The 19,590-nt window shown below is 39.3% G+C and carries 18 protein-coding genes and 1 other RNA gene; 3 read left to right on the forward strand and 16 right to left on the reverse strand.

What is annotated here, in order from left to right; genetic code table 11:
- Position 1 precedes the first annotated feature (1 nt).
- The 7 genes from DWB64_RS06715 to DWB64_RS06745 form a co-directional block, all read right to left on the reverse strand.
- Positions 2 to 1,423, reverse strand: a complete 1,422-nt coding sequence (locus DWB64_RS06715) for an N-6 DNA methylase (RefSeq protein ID WP_129487444.1) — start codon at positions 1,421 to 1,423, stop codon at positions 2 to 4.
- Positions 1,424 to 1,425: 2 nt separating this feature from the next.
- Positions 1,426 to 4,689, reverse strand: coding sequence for a type I restriction-modification system endonuclease (hsdR, locus tag DWB64_RS06720; RefSeq protein ID WP_129487445.1), 3,264 nt, complete (start codon positions 4,687 to 4,689; stop codon positions 1,426 to 1,428).
- A gap of 288 nt (positions 4,690 to 4,977) precedes the next feature.
- Positions 4,978 to 5,559 carry a terminase small subunit gene (locus tag DWB64_RS06725; protein WP_164980281.1) on the reverse strand — a complete coding sequence of 194 codons (582 nt, stop codon included), beginning with the start codon at positions 5,557 to 5,559 and terminating at the stop codon, positions 4,978 to 4,980.
- Between the two features lie 39 nt (positions 5,560 to 5,598).
- The gene (locus DWB64_RS06730) at positions 5,599 to 6,129 is read right to left on the reverse strand and encodes a replicative helicase loader/inhibitor (RefSeq protein WP_164980282.1); all 531 of its coding nucleotides are present in this window, start codon (positions 6,127 to 6,129) and stop codon (positions 5,599 to 5,601) included.
- Positions 6,122 to 6,994: a hypothetical protein gene (locus tag DWB64_RS06735; RefSeq protein WP_129487448.1), complete on the reverse strand. Its 873-nt coding sequence runs from the start codon at positions 6,992 to 6,994 to the stop codon at positions 6,122 to 6,124. The genes DWB64_RS06730 and DWB64_RS06735 overlap by 8 nt, the downstream gene beginning before the upstream one ends.
- 12 nt (positions 6,995 to 7,006) lie before the next feature.
- On the reverse strand, positions 7,007 to 7,237 hold the full coding sequence (locus DWB64_RS06740) for a hypothetical protein (RefSeq protein WP_129487449.1): 231 nt from the start codon (positions 7,235 to 7,237) through the stop codon (positions 7,007 to 7,009).
- Positions 7,238 to 7,241: 4 nt separating this feature from the next.
- Positions 7,242 to 7,478, reverse strand: a complete 237-nt coding sequence (locus DWB64_RS06745) for a hypothetical protein (RefSeq protein WP_129487450.1) — start codon at positions 7,476 to 7,478, stop codon at positions 7,242 to 7,244.
- 147 nt (positions 7,479 to 7,625) lie between these two features.
- On the opposite strand from DWB64_RS06745, the gene DWB64_RS19230 reads away from it, so the two are divergent.
- Together DWB64_RS19230 and DWB64_RS06755 are read left to right on the forward strand one after the other, a co-directional pair.
- Positions 7,626 to 8,183, forward strand: coding sequence for a helix-turn-helix domain-containing protein (locus DWB64_RS19230; RefSeq protein WP_164980283.1), 558 nt, complete (start codon positions 7,626 to 7,628; stop codon positions 8,181 to 8,183).
- Positions 8,184 to 8,331: 148 nt separating this feature from the next.
- On the forward strand, positions 8,332 to 9,474 hold the full coding sequence (locus tag DWB64_RS06755; RefSeq protein ID WP_129487451.1) for a site-specific integrase: 1,143 nt from the start codon (positions 8,332 to 8,334) through the stop codon (positions 9,472 to 9,474).
- Between the two features lie 111 nt (positions 9,475 to 9,585).
- On the opposite strand, the gene ssrA is transcribed toward DWB64_RS06755, so the two are convergent.
- From ssrA to rnr, 6 genes are all read right to left on the reverse strand, one after another.
- Positions 9,586 to 9,962: a transfer-messenger RNA gene (gene ssrA / locus DWB64_RS06760) on the reverse strand.
- A gap of 142 nt (positions 9,963 to 10,104) precedes the next feature.
- Positions 10,105 to 10,569 carry an SsrA-binding protein SmpB gene (gene smpB / locus DWB64_RS06765; RefSeq protein WP_129487452.1) on the reverse strand — a complete coding sequence of 155 codons (465 nt, stop codon included), beginning with the start codon at positions 10,567 to 10,569 and terminating at the stop codon, positions 10,105 to 10,107.
- A 114-nt stretch (positions 10,570 to 10,683) separates the two neighbouring features.
- On the reverse strand, positions 10,684 to 11,550 hold the full coding sequence (locus DWB64_RS06770; RefSeq protein WP_129487453.1) for a DMT family transporter: 867 nt from the start codon (positions 11,548 to 11,550) through the stop codon (positions 10,684 to 10,686).
- A 30-nt stretch (positions 11,551 to 11,580) separates the two neighbouring features.
- On the reverse strand, positions 11,581 to 11,958 hold the full coding sequence (locus tag DWB64_RS06775; RefSeq protein ID WP_129487454.1) for a DUF4440 domain-containing protein: 378 nt from the start codon (positions 11,956 to 11,958) through the stop codon (positions 11,581 to 11,583).
- A gap of 1 nt (position 11,959) precedes the next feature.
- Positions 11,960 to 12,778, reverse strand: coding sequence for an HAD family hydrolase (locus DWB64_RS06780; protein ID WP_129487455.1), 819 nt, complete (start codon positions 12,776 to 12,778; stop codon positions 11,960 to 11,962).
- Between the two features lie 134 nt (positions 12,779 to 12,912).
- Positions 12,913 to 15,039, reverse strand: coding sequence for a ribonuclease R (gene rnr, locus DWB64_RS06785; RefSeq protein WP_129487456.1), 2,127 nt, complete (start codon positions 15,037 to 15,039; stop codon positions 12,913 to 12,915).
- Between the two features lie 191 nt (positions 15,040 to 15,230).
- Here rnr and DWB64_RS06790 point away from each other — a divergent pair, with 191 nt between their 5' ends.
- The gene (locus DWB64_RS06790; RefSeq protein ID WP_129487457.1) at positions 15,231 to 15,635 is read left to right on the forward strand and encodes a DUF1292 domain-containing protein; all 405 of its coding nucleotides are present in this window, start codon (positions 15,231 to 15,233) and stop codon (positions 15,633 to 15,635) included.
- Positions 15,636 to 15,778: 143 nt separating this feature from the next.
- Here the strand turns inward: DWB64_RS06790 and DWB64_RS06795 are convergent, their stop codons facing one another.
- From DWB64_RS06795 to eno, 3 genes are all read right to left on the reverse strand, one after another.
- On the reverse strand, positions 15,779 to 17,755 hold the full coding sequence (locus DWB64_RS06795; RefSeq protein ID WP_129487458.1) for a sodium-translocating pyrophosphatase: 1,977 nt from the start codon (positions 17,753 to 17,755) through the stop codon (positions 15,779 to 15,781).
- Between the two features lie 24 nt (positions 17,756 to 17,779).
- Positions 17,780 to 18,010, reverse strand: coding sequence for a preprotein translocase subunit SecG (gene secG, locus DWB64_RS06800; RefSeq protein ID WP_129487459.1), 231 nt, complete (start codon positions 18,008 to 18,010; stop codon positions 17,780 to 17,782).
- Positions 18,011 to 18,281: 271 nt separating this feature from the next.
- Positions 18,282 to 19,574: a phosphopyruvate hydratase gene (gene eno, locus DWB64_RS06805; protein WP_129487460.1), complete on the reverse strand. Its 1,293-nt coding sequence runs from the start codon at positions 19,572 to 19,574 to the stop codon at positions 18,282 to 18,284.
- Between the last annotated feature and the right edge of the window lie 16 nt (positions 19,575 to 19,590).

Consider the following 19,590-nt stretch of genomic DNA (forward strand, 5'->3'; position numbering starts at 1 on the left):
CTTACCTACTCCCCCCCAAGTGTCTTAATTCTTTAACAACACTCATTAGGAGATCTGCTGCTTCTTCAAGCTTTGCTGCTGCTTCTTCAGCACTTTCTATTGGATCTGGAAGATCATCATATTCTGTTAATGAGTCATCCTTAATAAGTCCTAAATCAAGCGACTTTTTAGCTAGTATGTCTTCTACTTTAAATACGTTAAAGCGTTCGTCATCAACCTTTGTTCTATCCTCAGCTAAATAAGCTTCTTTAAATGCATCAAAATGTTTTTCAGTAAGCGGAGTTCTTTTACCGAAGTTCTCCATATTAGTTCGAAGGTCATAGAACCAAACTTCTTTTGTATTACCTTTTTCTGTTTTTCCACGCTCAAAGAATAAGACGTTTGTTTTTACGCCCTGTGCATAGAATATACCTGTAGGAAGTCTTAAAATCGTGTGAAGGTTACACTTGTCCATTAAGTCTTCACGTATTTTATTACCGTCACCATCTTGGAATAATACGTTATCTGGTAGTACAACAGCCGCTCTTGCATTGCCATCTTTTTTTAGCGATCTATAAATGTGTTGCAAGAAATTTAACTGCTTATTTGATGTTAAGAATGTTAAGTCATCACGTGATGCACGTTCTCCACCTTGTTTTGTTCCAAATGGTGGGTTAGTTAGCACAACGTCAAAATCTTTAAATTTTGTTCCAAGACTCGACAAGGTATCACCTAAAGCTAAGTCACTTTCGATGTCATGTAACATGGCATTCATCAGTGCTAGTCTATGTGTTTCTTGCACAAGTTCACAACCAGTAAAAGCTTCTACTCTTTGGAAGTTAGCTTTTTTTTCACTTAGGTCATAATGATTATCTGTTTTATGTTTTATATAACTATCAGCAGCAATCATAAAGCCGAAGGTGCCTGCAGCAGGGTCATTACATTTTTCGCCTGGTTTAGGATCAATTAATTCAACCATCACGTTAATGAGTGGTCTTGGTGTGAAATATTGTCCCGCGCCTGATTTCTTTTCGTTGGCGTTCTTTTCTAGTAAGCCTTCATAAAGATTACCTAGACCTTCTTCTTTGGCATTGTACCAATCTAGCTGATCGATAGATTTTACTATCTTTTCTAGGTTTTTAGGTTCATCTATATTTGAATTTGCATTGGTATAGATCTCTTTGATCCTACCACTGCCTTTTGTACCTAAGTCGAGTAGTAATTGACGGTAAAAGTTCTTAAGTTCAATTCCGTCTTTTGCTATGAGTTTATCCCATCTGTATTCTTCTGGTATGTTACTTTCTACTTTTTCACCACGTTCTTTTGACATTTTTAAAAATAGAATATAGGTAAGTTCAGTCACATACTGATGATATGTGATTCCATCATCTCTTAGTACGTTACATAGGTTCCATAGTTTGCTTACGATTTCTTGAGTATTCATTTTTATGCAGTCTCCCTGTTGTTATATAGATTTTCATTTAATACGACTAATATTTCATCTAATCGGTTATTAAGTTGCTTATTGATTCTATCATAGCCACCATCATTACTAAATGGTGCATCTCCAAAGGATTCTTTGTCGATGATATATTCCTTTAACAATTGCTTTTCAATTCTTTCAATCCATTTGAATTGATTTGGTTTCCACTGCTGAAGTTGTTTTACCTTCTTCATGGCATTTCTAATACGATCATCATGATTAACAAGGGCATCACCAAGAGCATGTTGCCTGATAAAGCTAATGATATCTGCCGCAATATCTTCGTTTTTCATTGAATTATGAGCTGTATTTAAGTTTGCTTCAGTAAAACCATGTTTTGTTAGTTCTAATCTGAGTGACTTGAGCGATGCTCTAGTGAGTTCTTGCGGTCTTTGGCATACTATTTCAAGTGCAGGAATTTTATTCATGTTTTCTTTGATGAACTTAGCAAATTCGTGCATATAGTCTTCAGGTTTTTCAGCTACGCCGTACCCTCTTTCATGTCCTGTTAGTTCATCTTCATGATCTGAGTAGATGATTTGTCTTGGATTGTATATCTTTTTATCAAGGAAGATGAGCAGTTCCTTACTGTTTGTAAGCATATCAACCGCTTTACTTAGTTCACCGTTTCTGATAGTTTTTATGAACTCATCTGGTTCAAGACCACCTGTATAACTTTTAAAGAGTTCTAAGTGTTCACCGCTTAATGTTCTCTTTTTTCTTTGAAGCTTTGCGACTATTGCATCGATATGGCGTTTCTTCTGTGTTTCATTTTCTAACTGATTAAGTTCTGCAACTAAATCCTCAAAGGATACGGAAGCTGATGCAACTACTGGTTTCATATTGGTTACTTTTTCAAGTCCTTCATATAGTTTTACAGCATCGTAGATATTAAAATGTGTTTTACCAATGTCATCACATAATCTTGTTGCTCTTCCTAACATTTGTTCATATAGAATTCTAGATCTAACTCGTCTCATGAAGACTAAGTTACTGATTCTAGGCACATCGATGCCCGTTGTTAATAAATCAACCGTTACAGCAATTACTGGATTCACTTCATTTTTATAGCGTTTTATTGCTTCAAGTGGATCGGTAACTGAACCTGTGATTTTCATGATAGAATCATCTTCTATAAGATAACCTTTAGCCTCGTATATCTCTTTTAGAAGCCTTACAATCATGTCTGCATGTAAATCTGTCGCTGCAAAGATTAATGTCTTATCAGGTCCTTCAGGGCTTATATAGTCAGTGATTTCATCAAGTACTACTCTGTTAAAATTTTCATTGATGACTTTCTTATTAAATTGTTCCACTTCAATATTAATGTCATCTGGAATTTCAGCACTGTTAATAATTTCATTGGTGATTGGGTCATAAATTGGCACAACATCGCCTTGTTTATAACTTATGCCATTATCACTTAATTCAGTTGTAATTTGATGAGGTGGTTCATGATCCACTAAGTACCCATCTATTACAGCTTCTCTGTAAGAGTAATTGTACACGGGTTGACCAAATATTGAAGTTGTATGTAAGGCTGGTGTCGCAGTTAACGCAATTTTTACAGCATCAAAGTATTCAATGACTGCTCTATATTTACTGATGTAGTCATCTTGATTTCTGTATTCAAGTTCAACATCACCCATTTCTTTATCTAGGATGTAACCTCTGTGCGCTTCATCAACCACGATGCAATCATAGGTATCTATTGCTGGTACTTCATCTTCAGAAAACAGAATTCTTCTTACCATGCCTTGCACTGTAGATATATGAAGTTTAGTTGTGAGTTCAGGAGTTTTTTCTCCAAGTACTTTTACATCATATATTCTATTAAAGGTTTGAAGGTCTTCAATCACACTATCTTTAAAAGCATCTTCTGCTTGTTCACCAAGTGATGAGCGATCGACAAGAAACAAGACCCTTCTAAAACGGTCACTTTTAATCAGTCTATAGACTAATCCAATGGTTGTTCTTGTTTTTCCCGTACCAGTAGCCATTGAAATTAAGATTGACTCTTGACCTGCTTCAATACTTGCTTCAACACTTTTAATGGCGTCTATTTGATAATCTCTAAGACCTAAGCCTTTTGGATCTTGTAAGTATTGATAGGGTTCTTCTTTTAGCTTGTGATGGGCATCGTCAATATCACTAGAGAGCAAGTTCATTAGACCCTCTGGTGAGTGCCATGATTGGAGTGCTTTAGGATGATTGGTTGATTTTCTAACATCTAAAAACCATACACCTGATTTTTCTTCAATTTGTTTTAAATACTTTCTGCCATTGGTTGCAAAGATAAAAGGCACTTTATTATCGTTCCAATTATTAATGACATATTCACTGTGTTCTTCTTTAATTGCAGCTGCATATTGCTTAGCTTGTTGAATATCTGAAGGAATGTCTTTACTTCCTCTTTTAGCTTCAATGATGCCTACAAAGTCTTCTTTTACAAAAAGTGCATAATCCGCTCTGCCTTTAGTTCTTGAACCAACAGCATCAGTTGGCCATTCGGATATGGCTAAATTCTTTCGTTTATCTGGTCTTGTTCCTTTGGAATAGGTTAACTCACTAGAGTCCACTTCCCAGCCACTCATTCGCAGTTGTTCATCAATTATTTTACGTGTTTCTTTTTCATTTAATTTAATGAGTGAAGCTACTTTTCTTGATTTTTCTTTACGTTCATCTACTTTAGTTGAGTCATACTCTTTTCTAAATCGTTTAAGTTCAAGTTCTAGAGCATTTACTCTTAAGTCATATTCATCTGACAAGAGCTTTGTTTCCGCTTTTAAAAGTTCTGTTAGATCCTTATCCTTTTGATCTACTGGCTCTATATAAGCAACTTCTTCGAACTGCCAGTCTCCATATATTTTCATAAACCATACTGCCAGTTTATAGGCAAGACTATTGTTTACCATTGCATCATTAACAACACTATAGTTTTCATGTGCTGCTTTGTTTCTTGATTTTCTAAGCGTATGTAAAATATTATCAATCTCGTAAGGTAGTAGATCATTCTGCTTTAATACCTTAAGTTTATTCACTTGTGTATTTTCAAATGGCGTTTCAAGGTCATCATAGGCATACATAAAATCAACTAAAAGTTCACCAAACATCCCCAACTTAATCAACGAGGTGTTGGGATCTTGATAAATGTTTTTTTCAGATAATTGACCAAGAGTTGCTAATGTTGGCCATTTTTCTTTTAGAAATATGAAATTTGTCTTCATTGGCTTTTCCTCACTTAATCATTTATATTGATAACTTACTATGATTATACAAGACCTATTTTGGGGTATTTGCTTCGTTTTAAGCACTACTAATATTATACACATTAAAGCACGCTACTATCCATATTTTTACTCGATTAGTATAATTAATTGCCTAAATAATCGATTTATATAGCAAAAAATATAAAAGCCCTCTACAAAAGTTCAACTTACAGTAGAAGGCTTGTTGTTGATATACAATTTTCTAAAAACTATAGATACTATTCAATGAATAAAACTCACTTTAAATTAATGACTCCATTCCTCTAAATCGCCTTCTAATCTAACAATAAGTTCACTATCAACAGTGGCTTCAATTCTATCAACAAATAGCTTCAAATGCCGTCCTAACTTCTCTAGAGCATCATCTCTTGGGTACAGCTTCAGGAATATTCTTCCGTCTTTTAGTACCTTGAGTTCCTTAATATTCTTTGTATCGATATTTTCTAAATCATTTAACTGAACAACTGTCCTTTGCTCATAAATACACTCTCCATCTTTAGTTTCACCCACTTTTATTAAAACTGTTTGATAGGAAACATAATTATTGATATCATCCATAGCAATGCTTTTAAGCTCTTGTAATACTTCCTTAGCAGTAATTATACAGTCATCCTCAGCCTCTTTAATAACTCTATTTCTGTAAGCATCATACCTTTCTTTGACATGTGCTCGATTGAAAACTTCTGACGCTTTCTTGTCGATTAATTCATCATCCATGGTATCAGTTTTATATCCAGCATCTTTATAGGCTTGTCTTTGCGAGGAGCCATTTATTAATTCTTGAACAAATAGTTCCTCTTTTACAGTTAGATTCTCTTTTTTCCTCACCACTACCTCCCCCATTATTATTTCACATGAACAAATTCCTCATGATAGCTCAGATGATTTAGTACCAATCATTAGAACATTTCGCTTAATTTCTTCTGTTATACTTTTTGACTTTAAAGCACGCAGAGCTGGCTCATTTACTAACCGATTGAAAGCTATACAAAAGTTTTGCTTAGCCTTACCATAGTCAGGCGCTTTCCTTACCCCTTCAATACCACCAATAGACTCAAGTGCTTTTCTTGTAATATTGTGTAAGGATTTATATAACGTTCTTCGTTCATCACTACCTGCTTGAATAGTAATTATTTTTTTTATCTTTTCAAATTCGTCATCAACACTTGGTAGATTAGGACTAGCTACATCAATCATTGCTTCTCTTAATCCTGCTACACTTGGATTGTACTTTGATGTTGTAATAAAATGTCCAACTGCTTCAGAAAATAATTCCGCATCTTCAAATTCAAAAATACTATACCATGTTTTCAATGTATCTTTGTCATCGGTCACATTAAAACTTGGATAGAATGTTTCGAGTTTTCCCATTTGCCATGCAAATTCCGATTTATTCATCAAATTCCTCCTCTTCATTTAAAAACCTATTTAACTCACTCCTTGGATTGTTGATATCCCGTTTTAATCGACTCAATTTACTTTCGGCACCCATCTTCTCATTCGGTTTCAACATCCTCAACCACAATTGATCATATTGATTTCTTAATTTACTAGGGTTGAGAATGACTGTAGACCAAAAATTATCTGACTGGCTGAATTTGAGTACCTTGCTGATTTCATCCCACTCTCTTTTGTCAATTCTATGCAATTTCTCTATTTCAGTCGTCCAGTTTTCAAATTGCTTGCTTCCCTTTTTTGGAACTCTTGCATTTGGGTTATTCCTAAGGATTAAAGAAATAAATTCTTTTGCGATTTGATTGGAGATACTTTTAGGGTCATCAATTATTTTCTCAATATTATCACTCTCAATGAAAGAATTGATTATACATTCATTATCATTACTTTTACATTTATTATTAGTATCCAGCAACTGTTTCTCTTCTGTAGACTTCGTGTTACCTTTCACCATGTTTTTTTGATACAACTCCCAATTATTAATTGTTATAACTGTTCCCCAACTGTTACTTTTTACAGTTATCATATTTACATTCTCTAGCCACGACAAAATTTTTCTCACCGTTTTTACATTTGGTTCTTTTTTCAATTTTCCTTGGTAGTACCCCACCCCATATGAAATTTTTCTTAGAGATGTCACAACTTGACCAGGTAATATCGTTGCGGTTGTAGCATCTGGATTTGGTATCTGGGCTTTAGAATGATTAGCCCTATACTTGAGATACTGCCATATCCTATGATACATCGGTTCCATCAACCATATCGCTGAGTCTAATTCTTTACGCCAATCATATATGTAACCTTTCATTACTCACCTCACTTAACTCCTTTTTAAACCCAAGTGATTGCATAGACCCTTAATTAGACCATGTACTTCATCCAACTCCTGCCTTAGATTATTTAATTCAGGGTTCTCATCTACTTTGATTCTTACGTGACCCCCTTCCGTTTTTACTGCTATTAACTCGCCGACATCAATCAATTTTAAGATGCTTTCTTTGCTAAGTTGAGTTTCTTTCTTATAAGCGGAGAGTGACATCCATTTAGCCATATGATCACCACTTGTGTTGAATTGAATTCAACACGCTATCAAAAAAAATATCTTCTTTAATATTTAGATCATCAATTCCAAGAATAATGCAAAGCATGTTAACTTCATTAATCTTAAACTCATTGACATTGTCGATCTTTAGTTTAAGCCCAGCCGACGTAATTCCAAGTTTTTGAGCTATATACTTGTATTTAAGCCCTGATTTAAGAATATGTTCACGCAACTTTTTTGAATCAGCCATGACAGTCCTCCTTTAAAGGTTGAATTATATTCTACACTTCAACAATAACATCGCGTCGATTTAATTTCAACAAAATTTTTCAAAATATATTGTTTTTGTTGATTTTTTTTCTTTTGATGATATATTGTTCTTATAGGAGGTGATAATTTGATATTAGGAAAACCAATAGGAGAGCAAATTAAGAAACGGCGTGAAGAACTTAGTATATCACAGGAGGAATTGGCGAATAGACTTGGATACAAATCCCGTTCATCAATCAATAAAATTGAAAAAGGGTTAACAGATGTGAATCAAACTAAACTCAGACACTTTGCAGAAGCGCTTTCGACAACACCAGATAAATTACAAGGTTTAGAGTTACTTAATATTGATTTAGGATTGTTTGGAACTACAACTGGAAAAAGATTGAAAGAATTGCGTGAGGAATCTGGTTATAGTATTCAATTTATAGCAAGCTCATTGAATATTGAAGCAAGAGTATATGAGCAATATGAAAATAATTCAGTTGAAATTGAAAATGAACATTTGTATGACATTGCTTCATTTTATGACGTATCTCTTGAATATATCAAGACATTGACTTATAACAAAAATGATGGTCTAAAAGTGAATGCAAAATTCAATAGGATTTATAATGATCTAACTGAAGACGAAATCAATAAAGTAATAGAATATGCTGATTTTTTAAGATCACAAAGAAAATAGTAAACAAATCATCAAAAAACCCCTAATGTAGCGCATTAGAGGCGTTTCACAGACTATGAGCATCAAAGACTCAGAAGCCTAGATTACACGTCAATTATAGCATTTTTCTGTCTCTGATGCATCAAATTAACCTGAAAGGTGATGTATTATGGCTAAAAAAACTAACTACACAAAAAATGGAATTAACTATTATCGTGTAACAGCAACAATAGGTTTTGATGTGAAAGGCAAACGTATTAGGAAGGAATTTTTAGGTAAGTCAAAAAAAGAAGCTCATGCTAAGCGAGATCAGTATTTAGAAGGAATAAACAAAGGGCTTGATCCTGATTATGATAAAGTTTCATTTGGAGAATTATTTGAAAGTTGGCTTCTTTATGTACACAAGCCAACCCTTGCATTAAGCACATACAACCGATATGAAACAATACATCGACACTGGATTAAACCTTCAAATTTTTACAATACTAGGCTAATCAATCTAAAGAGCATAGAAATACAAAAGCACATAAACCAAATGAAAAGTCCTGACACTGCTAGAAGGGTTTATCTTTTACTCTCCACCTTTATTAAGTATTGTATAAAAGAAAGACTAATCACCTATAACCCCTTAGATAACGTTAACTTGCGAAAAGTAGAGCCCAGGGAGTATATAAAGTATTTATCTCGAGAGAATGTTACTAAGCTATTAAATGCATTTGCTACAGATAAGTCTCTATTTATCTATGTTTTTGTACTTCTGACTGGAATTAGAGAAGGTGAGCTTTGTGCTTTAACACATGATGATCTTAACTTTAAAGAAGGGACTATAACTATTAAAGCTACACTTGGAAGAGTATCTGTTACAGATGAACACGGTAAAAGGAGATCAATTATTCAAATTAGTCCACCTAAAACGAAAGCTGGCAATAGATCACTTCCGATACCTTCAAAGTTAATAACTTCTCTTAAATCGCATATACTTTCAGAAAAAGAAAAACACATTAATCTAGGAATTGCATTTAAAACTTCTAATTTTCTATTTACTTCAAACATGTGTACCCCTCTAAGAGGCGATCATCTTAATGATAGATGGAAGAAAACTCAAAGGAAACTAAAAATAGATACCGTAGTAAATTTTCATGGACTACGTCATACCTTTTGTACTATACTCGCTGAAAAGAATGTTCCAATTAAAACTGCTGCTACTTTGATGGGACATTCAAACATAGAAACAACTGCAAGAGTTTACACCCACGTTGATAAAAAATCAAAGGACGATGCTATAAAACAATTAGAAACAATCTTTAGATAATACAGTAACTTTTGATTTAAAAAGCTCTGTAATAATACTCATGTGGGAAAAATGTGGGGAATTAGTACAAAAAAAAATAGAAACCTTGATATATCAAGGCTCTACCTTATTTGGTGGAAGTGGTGGGAATCGAACCCACGTCCGAACATGCAATACATAAGCTTTCTCCGAGCGCATTCACGTATAAATTGTCCTCCTACACTAACTCCGTGACTAGCAGAGTGTAGGAGCAAGTCTCTGAGTTACCCCCTGGCGTCGAGACGAGCGCCAGCTTTGTTCACTGTAAAGGTTGTGTGAGTCGGCACTTCTCAGGAGACAGTGACCAGGTCCTATAACGAGAAGGCGGACTGCAGCTTAATTAAGCTGCGAAAGCGTAATTATTTTTAGCGTTTAAATTATGAACCCAGTTCTTTTACGTGTACCCCAGATTCAAAAAACACGGCTCGCTTACTTATGCTCAACATCCCCGTCGAAACCAGTGCACCCCCATTTAAAGGATGAACAATACGCATTATCATGCGCATTATTTATCCTTTAAATGCGCCCCTCTGGCCAATTGAACGTTTTTTGTTCAATGTAGAAGAGTCGCTCGAAGAGCGAAATAGCATTTGATCTTAAAGGTTTACTTCTTTAATCTTGATTACGGTTCTTGATCTCGCGTTTCAATCTCATATCTGAATCGCGTTTGGACATGGCATCGCGTTTGTCGTGCATTTTCTTACCACGCGCTATGCCGAGTTCCACTTTCATTCTTCCTTCTGTGTTGATGTAGACACGCAGAGGCACGATCGTGTATCCTTTTTGAGAAGTCAGGTTCATCAACTTCTTGATTTCCCTGTTATGCAGTAAAAGCTTTCTGACTCTCAGAGGGTCGGGATTCATGCGGTTGCCGAATTCGTATGGCGCCACATGCATGCCTTTTATCCAGACTTCTCCGTTTTTGATTTCGGCGTAGGATTCCTTTACGCTAACTTTCCCTGCACGAAAAGACTTCACTTCGGTACCGGTTAAAACGATGCCCGCTTCTATGGTGTCTTCGATATAGAAGTCGTGGTATGCTTTTTTATTGTTAGCAAGCAGTTTGCCAATCGCCATGTCATTCACCTTTTATCTACTTTCTTTTCATGCTAAATTCTAACACACAAACCCTCTAAAATCAATATTTTCAGCCGTTTTGTAACTGGATTGTTTTATTATGGACGTCTATCGTCAGACCTTTTTTACGACTGCTATCACGAGTGATACAAGCAGTAGACTTCCACCGATCAGTCCCATGGTCGTCACCGATTCCTTTAAAATGAAGATTGCCATCAGAAGGGTTAGGAGCGGTTCGCCTAGCATGATGATCCCTACGCTTTCTGGAGAAGCCACCTGTTGGGCTCTGGTTTGAAAGTAGGTAGACAGGCTTGATCCGAATACGCTGATGACAAGGATAGGCAACCATCCGTCGATGAGTATCTTAAGGTCGAGTCCTTCGAATATCAGGGTCGAAATCAATGAGAATATCGCTACCACCAGGAGGATGACAAAGGTCATCTGGTCTTCGTTCATTTCAAGCGTGTACTTGTCAATGAGCATGATGTAGGCCGTGTAGGCCACAGAGCACCCTATCGCCATGGCATCGCCGCTGTTGAATCCAAGTCCGTCTAGGCCGCTGATCCAGTATAGGCCGATCAGCGAAGTGGTTACTGAGAGCACCACCCATTTGTTTGGCTTTTGCCTTTTAAACACCAGCTGCACAAGCGGAACCCAAAGTACGGATAACGCCACCAGGAAGCCTGACTTTGACGCGGTGGTGTAGCTCAATGAGATCACTGCGAAATAGTAAGCAAGGAACAGGAAGAACCCGAGATAGGTTCCGTGAAAAGCGAGCTTTCTGGTCATTTTTATGCTTTTTCTTTTGATGATTCCGAACATGAGTGCCGCGAGTGCGAATCGACCCAGCATGAGATGAAACGCCGGTAGCTCGTCGATAAAAAGCTTCATTACTATCGTACTGATCGCCCAGCCTGTGGCCGAGAAGAACAACATGCCATATGCCGCCCTAAGCGACGGCTTTTTAGATGAAACGTCCATTAAATACCCCTTTATCCCCTTTTGAATGACCTAGATGCCTATGTCCCTGTAAAAATACAACTCACCGTCTTCGCCGTACTTCCATACGACCACAAAATTGCCGGATGAATCTTCCGTATGTTCTGTCGTCAATGTGTATTTCCCCTTTTCGTAGATATCACCGTCTACATGGTACACATCGATTGTTTCAATGGTAAAGACCGCCCTACCGATTCTTTTCATGGTCTGGCCGATCCCCTCAGCGATCTCTTTTCTGCCGTGCATCATTGCGCCGCCATCTGTGAGGATCGCTCCGTTTGGATGAAAGGCGTTTGATAACGCTACTGAATCCTGGTTTTTCCACGCCTGAATCCACTTTGCGTTTCCCTTGTCGATGTCTTTTCTAATCTGATCAAGTGAACGTTCCATTTTATTCTCCTTGCAGGTAGCCGGTCAAAAATGTATAGATCCCATCTTCGTCATTGCTTGTTGTAATATGGTTGGCATGGGCTTTGATGCTTTCTTTCGCATTGCCCATCACCACGCCGACCCCAGCGCCTCTGATCATCTGAAGGTCGTTCTCGTTGTCTCCGAAGACGATCACATTCTCATTTTCGACTCCCAGTGATTTTGCGAGTTCGTCGATGCCGGACCACTTTGAGACGCCGTCAATCATGAGATCCAAGAGATTGGTGTTGGAAAACACCGTTTCAATGCCCTCAAGTGCGTCAAAGCGAGCTCTGACCTTGTTAAAGTCATAGGTTCCATCCTGATAGATGCCGAACTTAAAGATGTTCGGGCGCTTCGCTAAAAGCTCCTCTGCGCTGTCGATGACAAATACACCCTTCACATGGCTGTGCTCACTTTCTGTAAGCGACCTCTCAAAGGCCTTTGCGGTATGCTCTATGCGGTTGCAGTAGATGGTATCTTCTGTGTACAGGTGAAAATAGATGCCCTCTTCATGCATGATGCTGATGATCTCTTTGACAAGCTCATAGCTGAAGGTGTGGCTTTTGACCGGTCGGTTCTCCCTGTGGAAGACGACTGCTCCGTTGCAGGCCACCAAATGGCATGGAAAACCAAGCATTTGAGGTATCACAGTCGCTGACTGAAGAATTCTGCCTGTAGCGATAGTGATATGGTGTCCGTCGTTATATAGCTGATTCAGTATATGTTTTGTTTTTTCTCCGATGGTATGGTCACTTTTAAGCAGTGTGCCATCAAGATCAAGCGCGATTAGTTTTTTCATAGATTCTCCTTTTTTTAGGCTCTAGTGGTAGTGTACCTTAAAACTTTGATGTGGTAAATAGAGTATCTTATCTAAAAAAAGTAGTTGACCCCTAAAAAGGCCAACTACTCACGTTTTACTTAATACGTCACTAATTAATCAAGTTTTCGTAGTATATAGAAGTCGATTTCACGAAGTCCCACATCTACCTTGTCCACCCTTACTTCTACAGGATCGCCTATCGAGTACGTCTTTTTGGTACGTTCTCCTATCATGCGCATGTTTTCCTCATCGTATAGGTAGTAGTCGTCTTCGAGCATGCTGACTCTTGTGAGTCCTTCGATGGTGTTGTCTAGCTCTGTAAAGATACCGAAGCTTGTGACAGATGAAATGATTCCATTGAAGGTATGACCGATAAAGGGTAGCATGAACTCCGCTTTTTTCATGTCGTCTGTTTCACGCTCCGCCTGTTCCGCGACACGTTCCCGTTCTGAAGACTGTTTGGCCGCATAATCAACGATTGGGATCAACTGACTGATTCTTTGTGCTGTCAGTTTACCTTTGATCGCCTCTTTGATGATCCTGTGGATCTGCAGATCTGGATACCTTCTGATAGGCGAGGTGAAGTGGCAGTAATACTCCGCTGCAAGTCCGAAGTGTCCTTCGTTGACCGGCGAATACCTGGCTTGCTTAAGCGATCTGAGCATCAGCTTGTTGATGATATGCTCTTCCTTTTTCCCTTGTACAGATTCAAGCAGCTGCTGCACGGTTTTTGGATGAAGCTCGTCTTCTTGCATTTTAAGCTCATACCCGAAATTGTGCAGGAACTTGTTGAAGGTCACAATACGTTCAGGATCGGGATCTTCATGTATTCTGTAGACAAAGGGGTATTCGAGCCAGAAGATATATTCTGCGACGGTTTCATTTGCGATAAGCATGAACTCCTCGATAATCCGGTTTGCGATTCGGCGTTCCCGCTGGACGATCTCTATCGGAGTGCCTTCCTCATCTAATATGATTCGAGGTTCTGGGAAATCAAAGTCTATGGCCCCGCGGGTTTCACGTCTTTGTCTGAGTATCTTGCACAGGTCTTGCATATGATTGAATGTCGGAACCAGTTCCTCATATTGCTTAAGTTCTGGGCGGTCTACATTCTCTAGGATATCGCTCACATCCGTATAAGTCATTCTTTCAGTGGTCTTGATCACGGATTCATAGATTTCTTGTTTGACTACTTTGCCTTGAGGGCTGATTTCCATCTCACAGGACAAGGTCAATCTGTTCACTTTAGGATTCAAGCTGCAGATTCCGTTTGACAGCGTTCTAGGAAGCATGGGTATGACCCGGTCGATCAGATAGACGCTCGTACCGCGCTTAAGCGCTTCGACATCGAGCTTGCTGCCTTCGTTGACATAGTGCGTGACGTCTGCTATATGCACACCCAGCACATAATTGCCGTTTTCGAGTTTTTTCACATGGACAGCGTCATCAAGGTCCTTGGCATCTGCCCCGTCGATGGTGACAATCGTCTCACCGCGCAAATCCCTTCTTCCTTCCATCGCTTCAAGTTCGACTTCTTCTGGCACACGCTCCGCAGAACGCTGCACTTTTCTAGGGAATTCTTCAGGCAGCTGGAATTTCTTGATGACAGAAAGCACATCGACGCCTTTGTCGGTGATGAATCCAAGCACTTCTGTGACCACACCTTCAGGGTTTCTTCTGCCTTCGGGCCACTTTGTAATTTTAACAACCACCTTCTGACCTTTTTTGGCACCGCCGAATCCTCTATATGGAATATAGATATCCATCGACAGCTTCTTGTCATCGGGGATGACAAATCCGAAAGTCTCATTGCTGTCGAAGGTACCGACGATTTGCTCGTTGGCATGTCTGATGATCTTGACGATCACGCCTTCTTTTCTTTTGCCTTCACTTTCACTACCTGTGATCTTGCAGTAGACCAAGTCGCCGTTCATTCCTCCGTTAAGCTCGCTTGCCGGGATGAAGATGTCCTTTGTATCCATATTTTCGGCAATGACAAAACCGAAACCTTTTTGTGTCGTGACCAATTTGCCAAGCACCAGGTTCATCAGAATCGGAAGCGCGTATTTTCCCTTTTTAGTTTTAATGACCTTGCCTTCAAGTTCTAGCGAGTCAAGCAGTTCTAAAAATGCAGGTCCATCCGTTTTATCGAGGTTGAATCCACTATATAGATCCACATCTAAGATGGGCTTGCCTGCGTCTTCTAAGGTTTTAAGTACCATGTCTTTTGTAATGTTCATCGTGCACCATCTCTTTCTTATGTATATAGTTCTATCATACGCTATATTCCTCTTATTGCCTATTTAATGTTGATTAATCAAGTATTCATAAAAAGTTCACATTACTTTCACGTTAAAACAATGTATAATGGATATAGCATTTTAATGCGACATTTAATAACTACACATATAAACCAAATAGGAGGCTTATTATGGGCAAACATGAATGTGGCTGTGGCCACGATCACGATACTGAGGCAAAAGTAGAACACAAGCACGAAAACGAAGAGTGCTGCGGCGGAACTTCTGACCAAGGATGTTGCGGTGGAGATGACGACGGTTGCGGCTGTGGACACGACCACGGCGAAATGGAGACATTGACGCTTCAGACTGAAGACGGCGAAGACGTGACTTGCGCTGTTATCGGCACTTTCGATGTTGAAGGCAAAGAGTACATCGCTCTACTTCCTGAAAACGGCGAAGAAGTCTACATCTACGCCTACACTGAAGACGGCGAAAACGTACAACTTGACCGCATCGAAACAGATGAGGAATACAACAAGGTTGGCGCTGTGTTCATGGAACTTTGGGGCGAAGACCACGAAGACGAAGAATAGAAATCGAACCATCAATTGAGACCGGCTGAGCCGGTCTTTTTTATTGCATAAAAAAAGCTTGAATCCGAAGATCCAAGCTTTCTATTTTTAAAGTTTTTGCTAATCGCTAAAGGCTAATCGCTAAGCTTTAAAAGTCTTTTCAACTACATGAACAATGGAGCAAATACAAGTGCTACGATCGTCATCAATTTGATCAGGATATTGATAGATGGACCAGATGTGTCTTTGAACGGGTCACCTACTGTATCACCGACAACTGACGCCTTATGCGCTTCAGAACCTTTACCGTCGAAGTGACCTTCTTCGATATATTTCTTAGCGTTATCCCATGCGCCACCTGCGTTTGACATGAAGATCGCCATTAGCACACCTGTAACAAGTGCGCCGGCAAGCATGCCGCCTAGAGCTTCTTTACCAAGGACAAAACCAACCGCGATTGGAGCAAGAACAGCCATCACACCAGGAACCAGCATTTCCTTAAGCGCTGATTTTGTAGAGATATCTACACATTTAGCATACTCAGGAGTTGCCTTACCTTCCATGATACCTGGAATTTCTCTAAATTGACGACGAACTTCTTCGATCATTTCAAATGCCGCACGACCGACAGCTTCCATCGTAAGTGCAGAGAAGATGAACGGCAGCATACCACCGATAAACAGACCCACAACCACTCGTGGATTAAGAATATCAATCGCTTCAAGCTTGACCGCTTGTGAATAAGATGCAAATAGTGCAAGTGCTGTAAGAGCTGCAGAACCGATCGCAAATCCTTTACCGATAGCCGCAGTCGTGTTACCGACAGCATCCAGCTTATCTGTGATGGCACGAACGCCTTTTGGTAGTTCACACATTTCTGCGATACCGCCTGCGTTATCCGCGATTGGACCGTATGCGTCAACCGCAACCGTAATACCGGCAGTGGATAACATACCTACTGCTGAAAGTGCGATACCGTAAAGACCGGCAGCTTGATATGCAGCAAGGATAGCCGCACTGATGATGATGATTGGTGCTCCAGTAGAGATCATACCTACTGCAAGACCGCTTATGATTGTAGTTGCAGGACCAGTAACAGACTGTTCTGCAATCTTTTTAACCGATTTGTAATCACCAGAAGTATATACTTCTGTAAAGTAAGCAATTGCAAGACCTGCGACTAAACCTGAGATTACTGCGAAGAAACCGCTAAGGTTTCCTAAGAATTCTCTACTTAAGAAGAACGCTGCAATGACAACAAGTCCAGAACTCACATATGTACTCATTTTAAGCGCTTTATGAGGATCCGATTTCTCGTCACCACGTACAAACAGCGTACCCACGATTGAAGCAAGAATACCTACTGAAGACAGCATGAACGGGAAGATCATAGCGCCTTCCGGTAAATTACCAAGCTTAAAACCAGCAGTCGCAAGTGTTACAGCTGCAACAATCGAACCTACATACGATTCAAAAAGGTCAGCACCCATTCCAGCGACATCACCTACGTTGTCCCCTACGTTATCTGCGATAACCGCTGGGTTACGTGGATCATCTTCTGGAATTCCTGCTTCTACCTTACCGACAAGGTCTGCACCGACATCGGCAGCTTTTGTATAGATACCGCCACCAACACGACCGAATAGTGCGATTGAAGACGCACCTAAACTGAAACCTGTGATGTACTGAATATCAAATTGAAAAATCTGTGTAAGGATACCAAGACCTAAAAGGCCAAGACCTACAACCGACATACCCATAACAGCGCCACCCGAAAAGGCAACTGATAGAGCTTTATTCATTCCGCTTTCCATTGCGGCGTTGGCAGTTCTTACATTCGCCTTAGTGGCAACCTTCATTCCGAAGAAGCCTGCTAAAGCTGAAAAAAGAGCCCCGATAACAAAACTGATTCCCGTTCTGTAATCTATGCCCACTGATACTACAACAAATAGTATGATCGCAAAAATAAATAATGAGCGGTACTGTCTTTTAAGAAAAGCCATAGCTCCTTCTTGTATGTATGAAGAAATTTCCTTCATTCGCTCATTTCCTGCTGAAACCTTATTGATTTTTTGTGCTTGCATGTACGCAAAAATAAGTGCTAGTATACCTACAATTGGCGCGATGATCCCGAAATTCATCGTGTAACCTCCCAGAATAATAGACTATTGCAAAATTGCAACGAGTAGTGAACAAACGATAAATGCTGCTGCTGCAAATTTTGTAATCTTGTCAAACATTGCTTCGTAGCCTTTAGCTTTTGATTTTCCAAAAAGCTGTTCAGCTCCGCCGCCGATTGCGCCAGATAAACCTGCACTTCTACCTGATTGCATCAAAATACTGATGATTAGGATTAAGCATGAAATAACTAATAATACCGTAAAGAATATTGCCATGGTCATTACCTCCTTTTCCTTTTTTAACAAAGCAATTTTAACATAGCGTTAAGAGTTTAGCAATGATAATAAAACACAGACCGCTATGAAAACGGTTGCCTGTTGTAGGTAAACGATTTCCTGCTATTATTTTTGTTGGGTTTCCAATTGTGAGTATACCACCACTCACTTTTCTCTATTAAATTGTAAGTGAAGGGACCCAAGTACTTGGACCCCTTCACCATTATAAAGCATATTCGCTTAAAATACTATCGAATCTATCGATTAAAGCTTATTTCTTAAGGTTGTAGAATGCAGATAAACCAGCATATTTAGCAGTTTCGTCAAGCATATCTTCGATTCTAAGAAGTTGATTGTACTTAGCAACACGGTCAGTTCTAGCAGGAGCACCTGTTTTGATTTGACCAGCGTTAGTAGCAACCGCTAAATCAGCGATGATATTTTCAGCAGTCTCACCAGATCTGTGTGAAATGATTGTTGTGTAGTTAGCACGTTTAGCCATTTCAATAGCGTCTAGAGTTTCAGTGAGTGTACCGATTTGGTTAAGTTTGATAAGGATCGAGTTAGCGCTGCCTTCTTTGATACCACGGCTAAGTCTTTCAGTGTTAGTAACGAATAGGTCGTCTCCAACGATTTGAACGTCTTTACCGATTGTATCTACAAGTAGTTTCCAGCCAGCCCAGTCTTCTTCGTCAAGACCGTCTTCGATTGAGATGATTGGGTATTTAGCAACTAAACCTTTGTAGAAGTCAACCATTTGAGCAGATGTGTATTCAACGCCTTCGCCTTCAAGAACATAAAGACCTTTTTCAGCGTTCCAAAGCTCTGTAGCAGCAACGTCAAGTGCAAGTACTACTTCTTCGCCTGGCTTGTAACCAGCTTTTTCGATTGCTTCAACGATCACCTTAAGAGCGTCTTCGTTTGATGGTAAGTTAGGAGCGAAACCACCCTCATCACCTACACCAGTAGCAAGGTTTTTAGATTTAAGAACCGCTTTAAGAGCATGGTAGATTTCTGTACCCATTCTTAAGCCTTCTTTGAACGTTACAGCACCAACAGGCATAACCATGAATTCTTGGATATCCACGTTGTTGTCCGCATGTGAACCACCGTTAAGGATGTTCATCATTGGAGTTGGAAGCGTCTTAGCGTTTGTACCACCGATGTACTGGTATACTGGAACGTCTAATGACTCAGCAGCAGCTTTTGCAACTGCGATAGAAACACCAAGGATTGCGTTAGCGCCTAATTTAGCTTTGTTTGGTGTACCGTCAAGCTCGATCATGATTTTGTCGATAAGTACTTGATCAGTAGCGTCAAGACCTACGATTTCTGGAGCGATGATTTCGTTGATGTTGTTAACCGCGTTCAAAACACCTTTACCTAGGTATCTAGATTTGTCGCCGTCACGAAGTTCAACTGCTTCAAAAGCACCTGTTGATGCACCTGATGGTACACCAGCACGGCCCATTGCGCCGTCTTCTAAGTAAACTTCAACTTCAACTGTTGGGTTACCTCTTGAATCAAGAATTTCTCTACCATATACGCCTACGATTGTTGACATTTGATTACCTCCAGTT

It is taken from the genome of Fusibacter sp. A1, assembly GCF_004125825.1.
GTDB lineage: Bacteria > Bacillota > Clostridia > Peptostreptococcales > Acidaminobacteraceae > QQWI01.

Bases quoted from the DNA above. Each gene is read 5' to 3' on its own strand.
- DWB64_RS06715 (WP_129487444.1), bottom strand. From the start codon at position 1,423: ATGAATACTCAAGAAATCGTAAGCAAACTATGGAACCTATGTAACGTA.
- hsdR (WP_129487445.1), bottom strand. From the start codon at position 4,689: ATGAAGACAAATTTCATATTTCTAAAAGAAAAATGGCCAACATTAGCA.
- DWB64_RS06730 (WP_164980282.1), bottom strand. From the start codon at position 6,129: ATGAATAAATCGGAATTTGCATGGCAAATGGGAAAACTCGAAACATTC.
- DWB64_RS06735 (WP_129487448.1), bottom strand. From the start codon at position 6,994: ATGAAAGGTTACATATATGATTGGCGTAAAGAATTAGACTCAGCGATA.
- DWB64_RS06740 (WP_129487449.1), bottom strand. From the start codon at position 7,237: ATGGCTAAATGGATGTCACTCTCCGCTTATAAGAAAGAAACTCAACTT.
- DWB64_RS06745 (WP_129487450.1), bottom strand. From the start codon at position 7,478: ATGGCTGATTCAAAAAAGTTGCGTGAACATATTCTTAAATCAGGGCTT.
- DWB64_RS06755 (WP_129487451.1), top strand. From the start codon at position 8,332: ATGGCTAAAAAAACTAACTACACAAAAAATGGAATTAACTATTATCGT.
- smpB (WP_129487452.1), bottom strand. From the start codon at position 10,569: ATGGCGATTGGCAAACTGCTTGCTAACAATAAAAAAGCATACCACGAC.
- DWB64_RS06770 (WP_129487453.1), bottom strand. From the start codon at position 11,550: ATGGACGTTTCATCTAAAAAGCCGTCGCTTAGGGCGGCATATGGCATG.
- DWB64_RS06775 (WP_129487454.1), bottom strand. From the start codon at position 11,958: ATGGAACGTTCACTTGATCAGATTAGAAAAGACATCGACAAGGGAAAC.
- DWB64_RS06780 (WP_129487455.1), bottom strand. From the start codon at position 12,778: ATGAAAAAACTAATCGCGCTTGATCTTGATGGCACACTGCTTAAAAGT.
- rnr (WP_129487456.1), bottom strand. From the start codon at position 15,039: ATGAACATTACAAAAGACATGGTACTTAAAACCTTAGAAGACGCAGGC.
- DWB64_RS06790 (WP_129487457.1), top strand. From the start codon at position 15,231: ATGGGCAAACATGAATGTGGCTGTGGCCACGATCACGATACTGAGGCA.
- DWB64_RS06795 (WP_129487458.1), bottom strand. From the start codon at position 17,755: ATGAATTTCGGGATCATCGCGCCAATTGTAGGTATACTAGCACTTATT.
- secG (WP_129487459.1), bottom strand. From the start codon at position 18,010: ATGGCAATATTCTTTACGGTATTATTAGTTATTTCATGCTTAATCCTA.
- eno (WP_129487460.1), bottom strand. From the start codon at position 19,574: ATGTCAACAATCGTAGGCGTATATGGTAGAGAAATTCTTGATTCAAGA.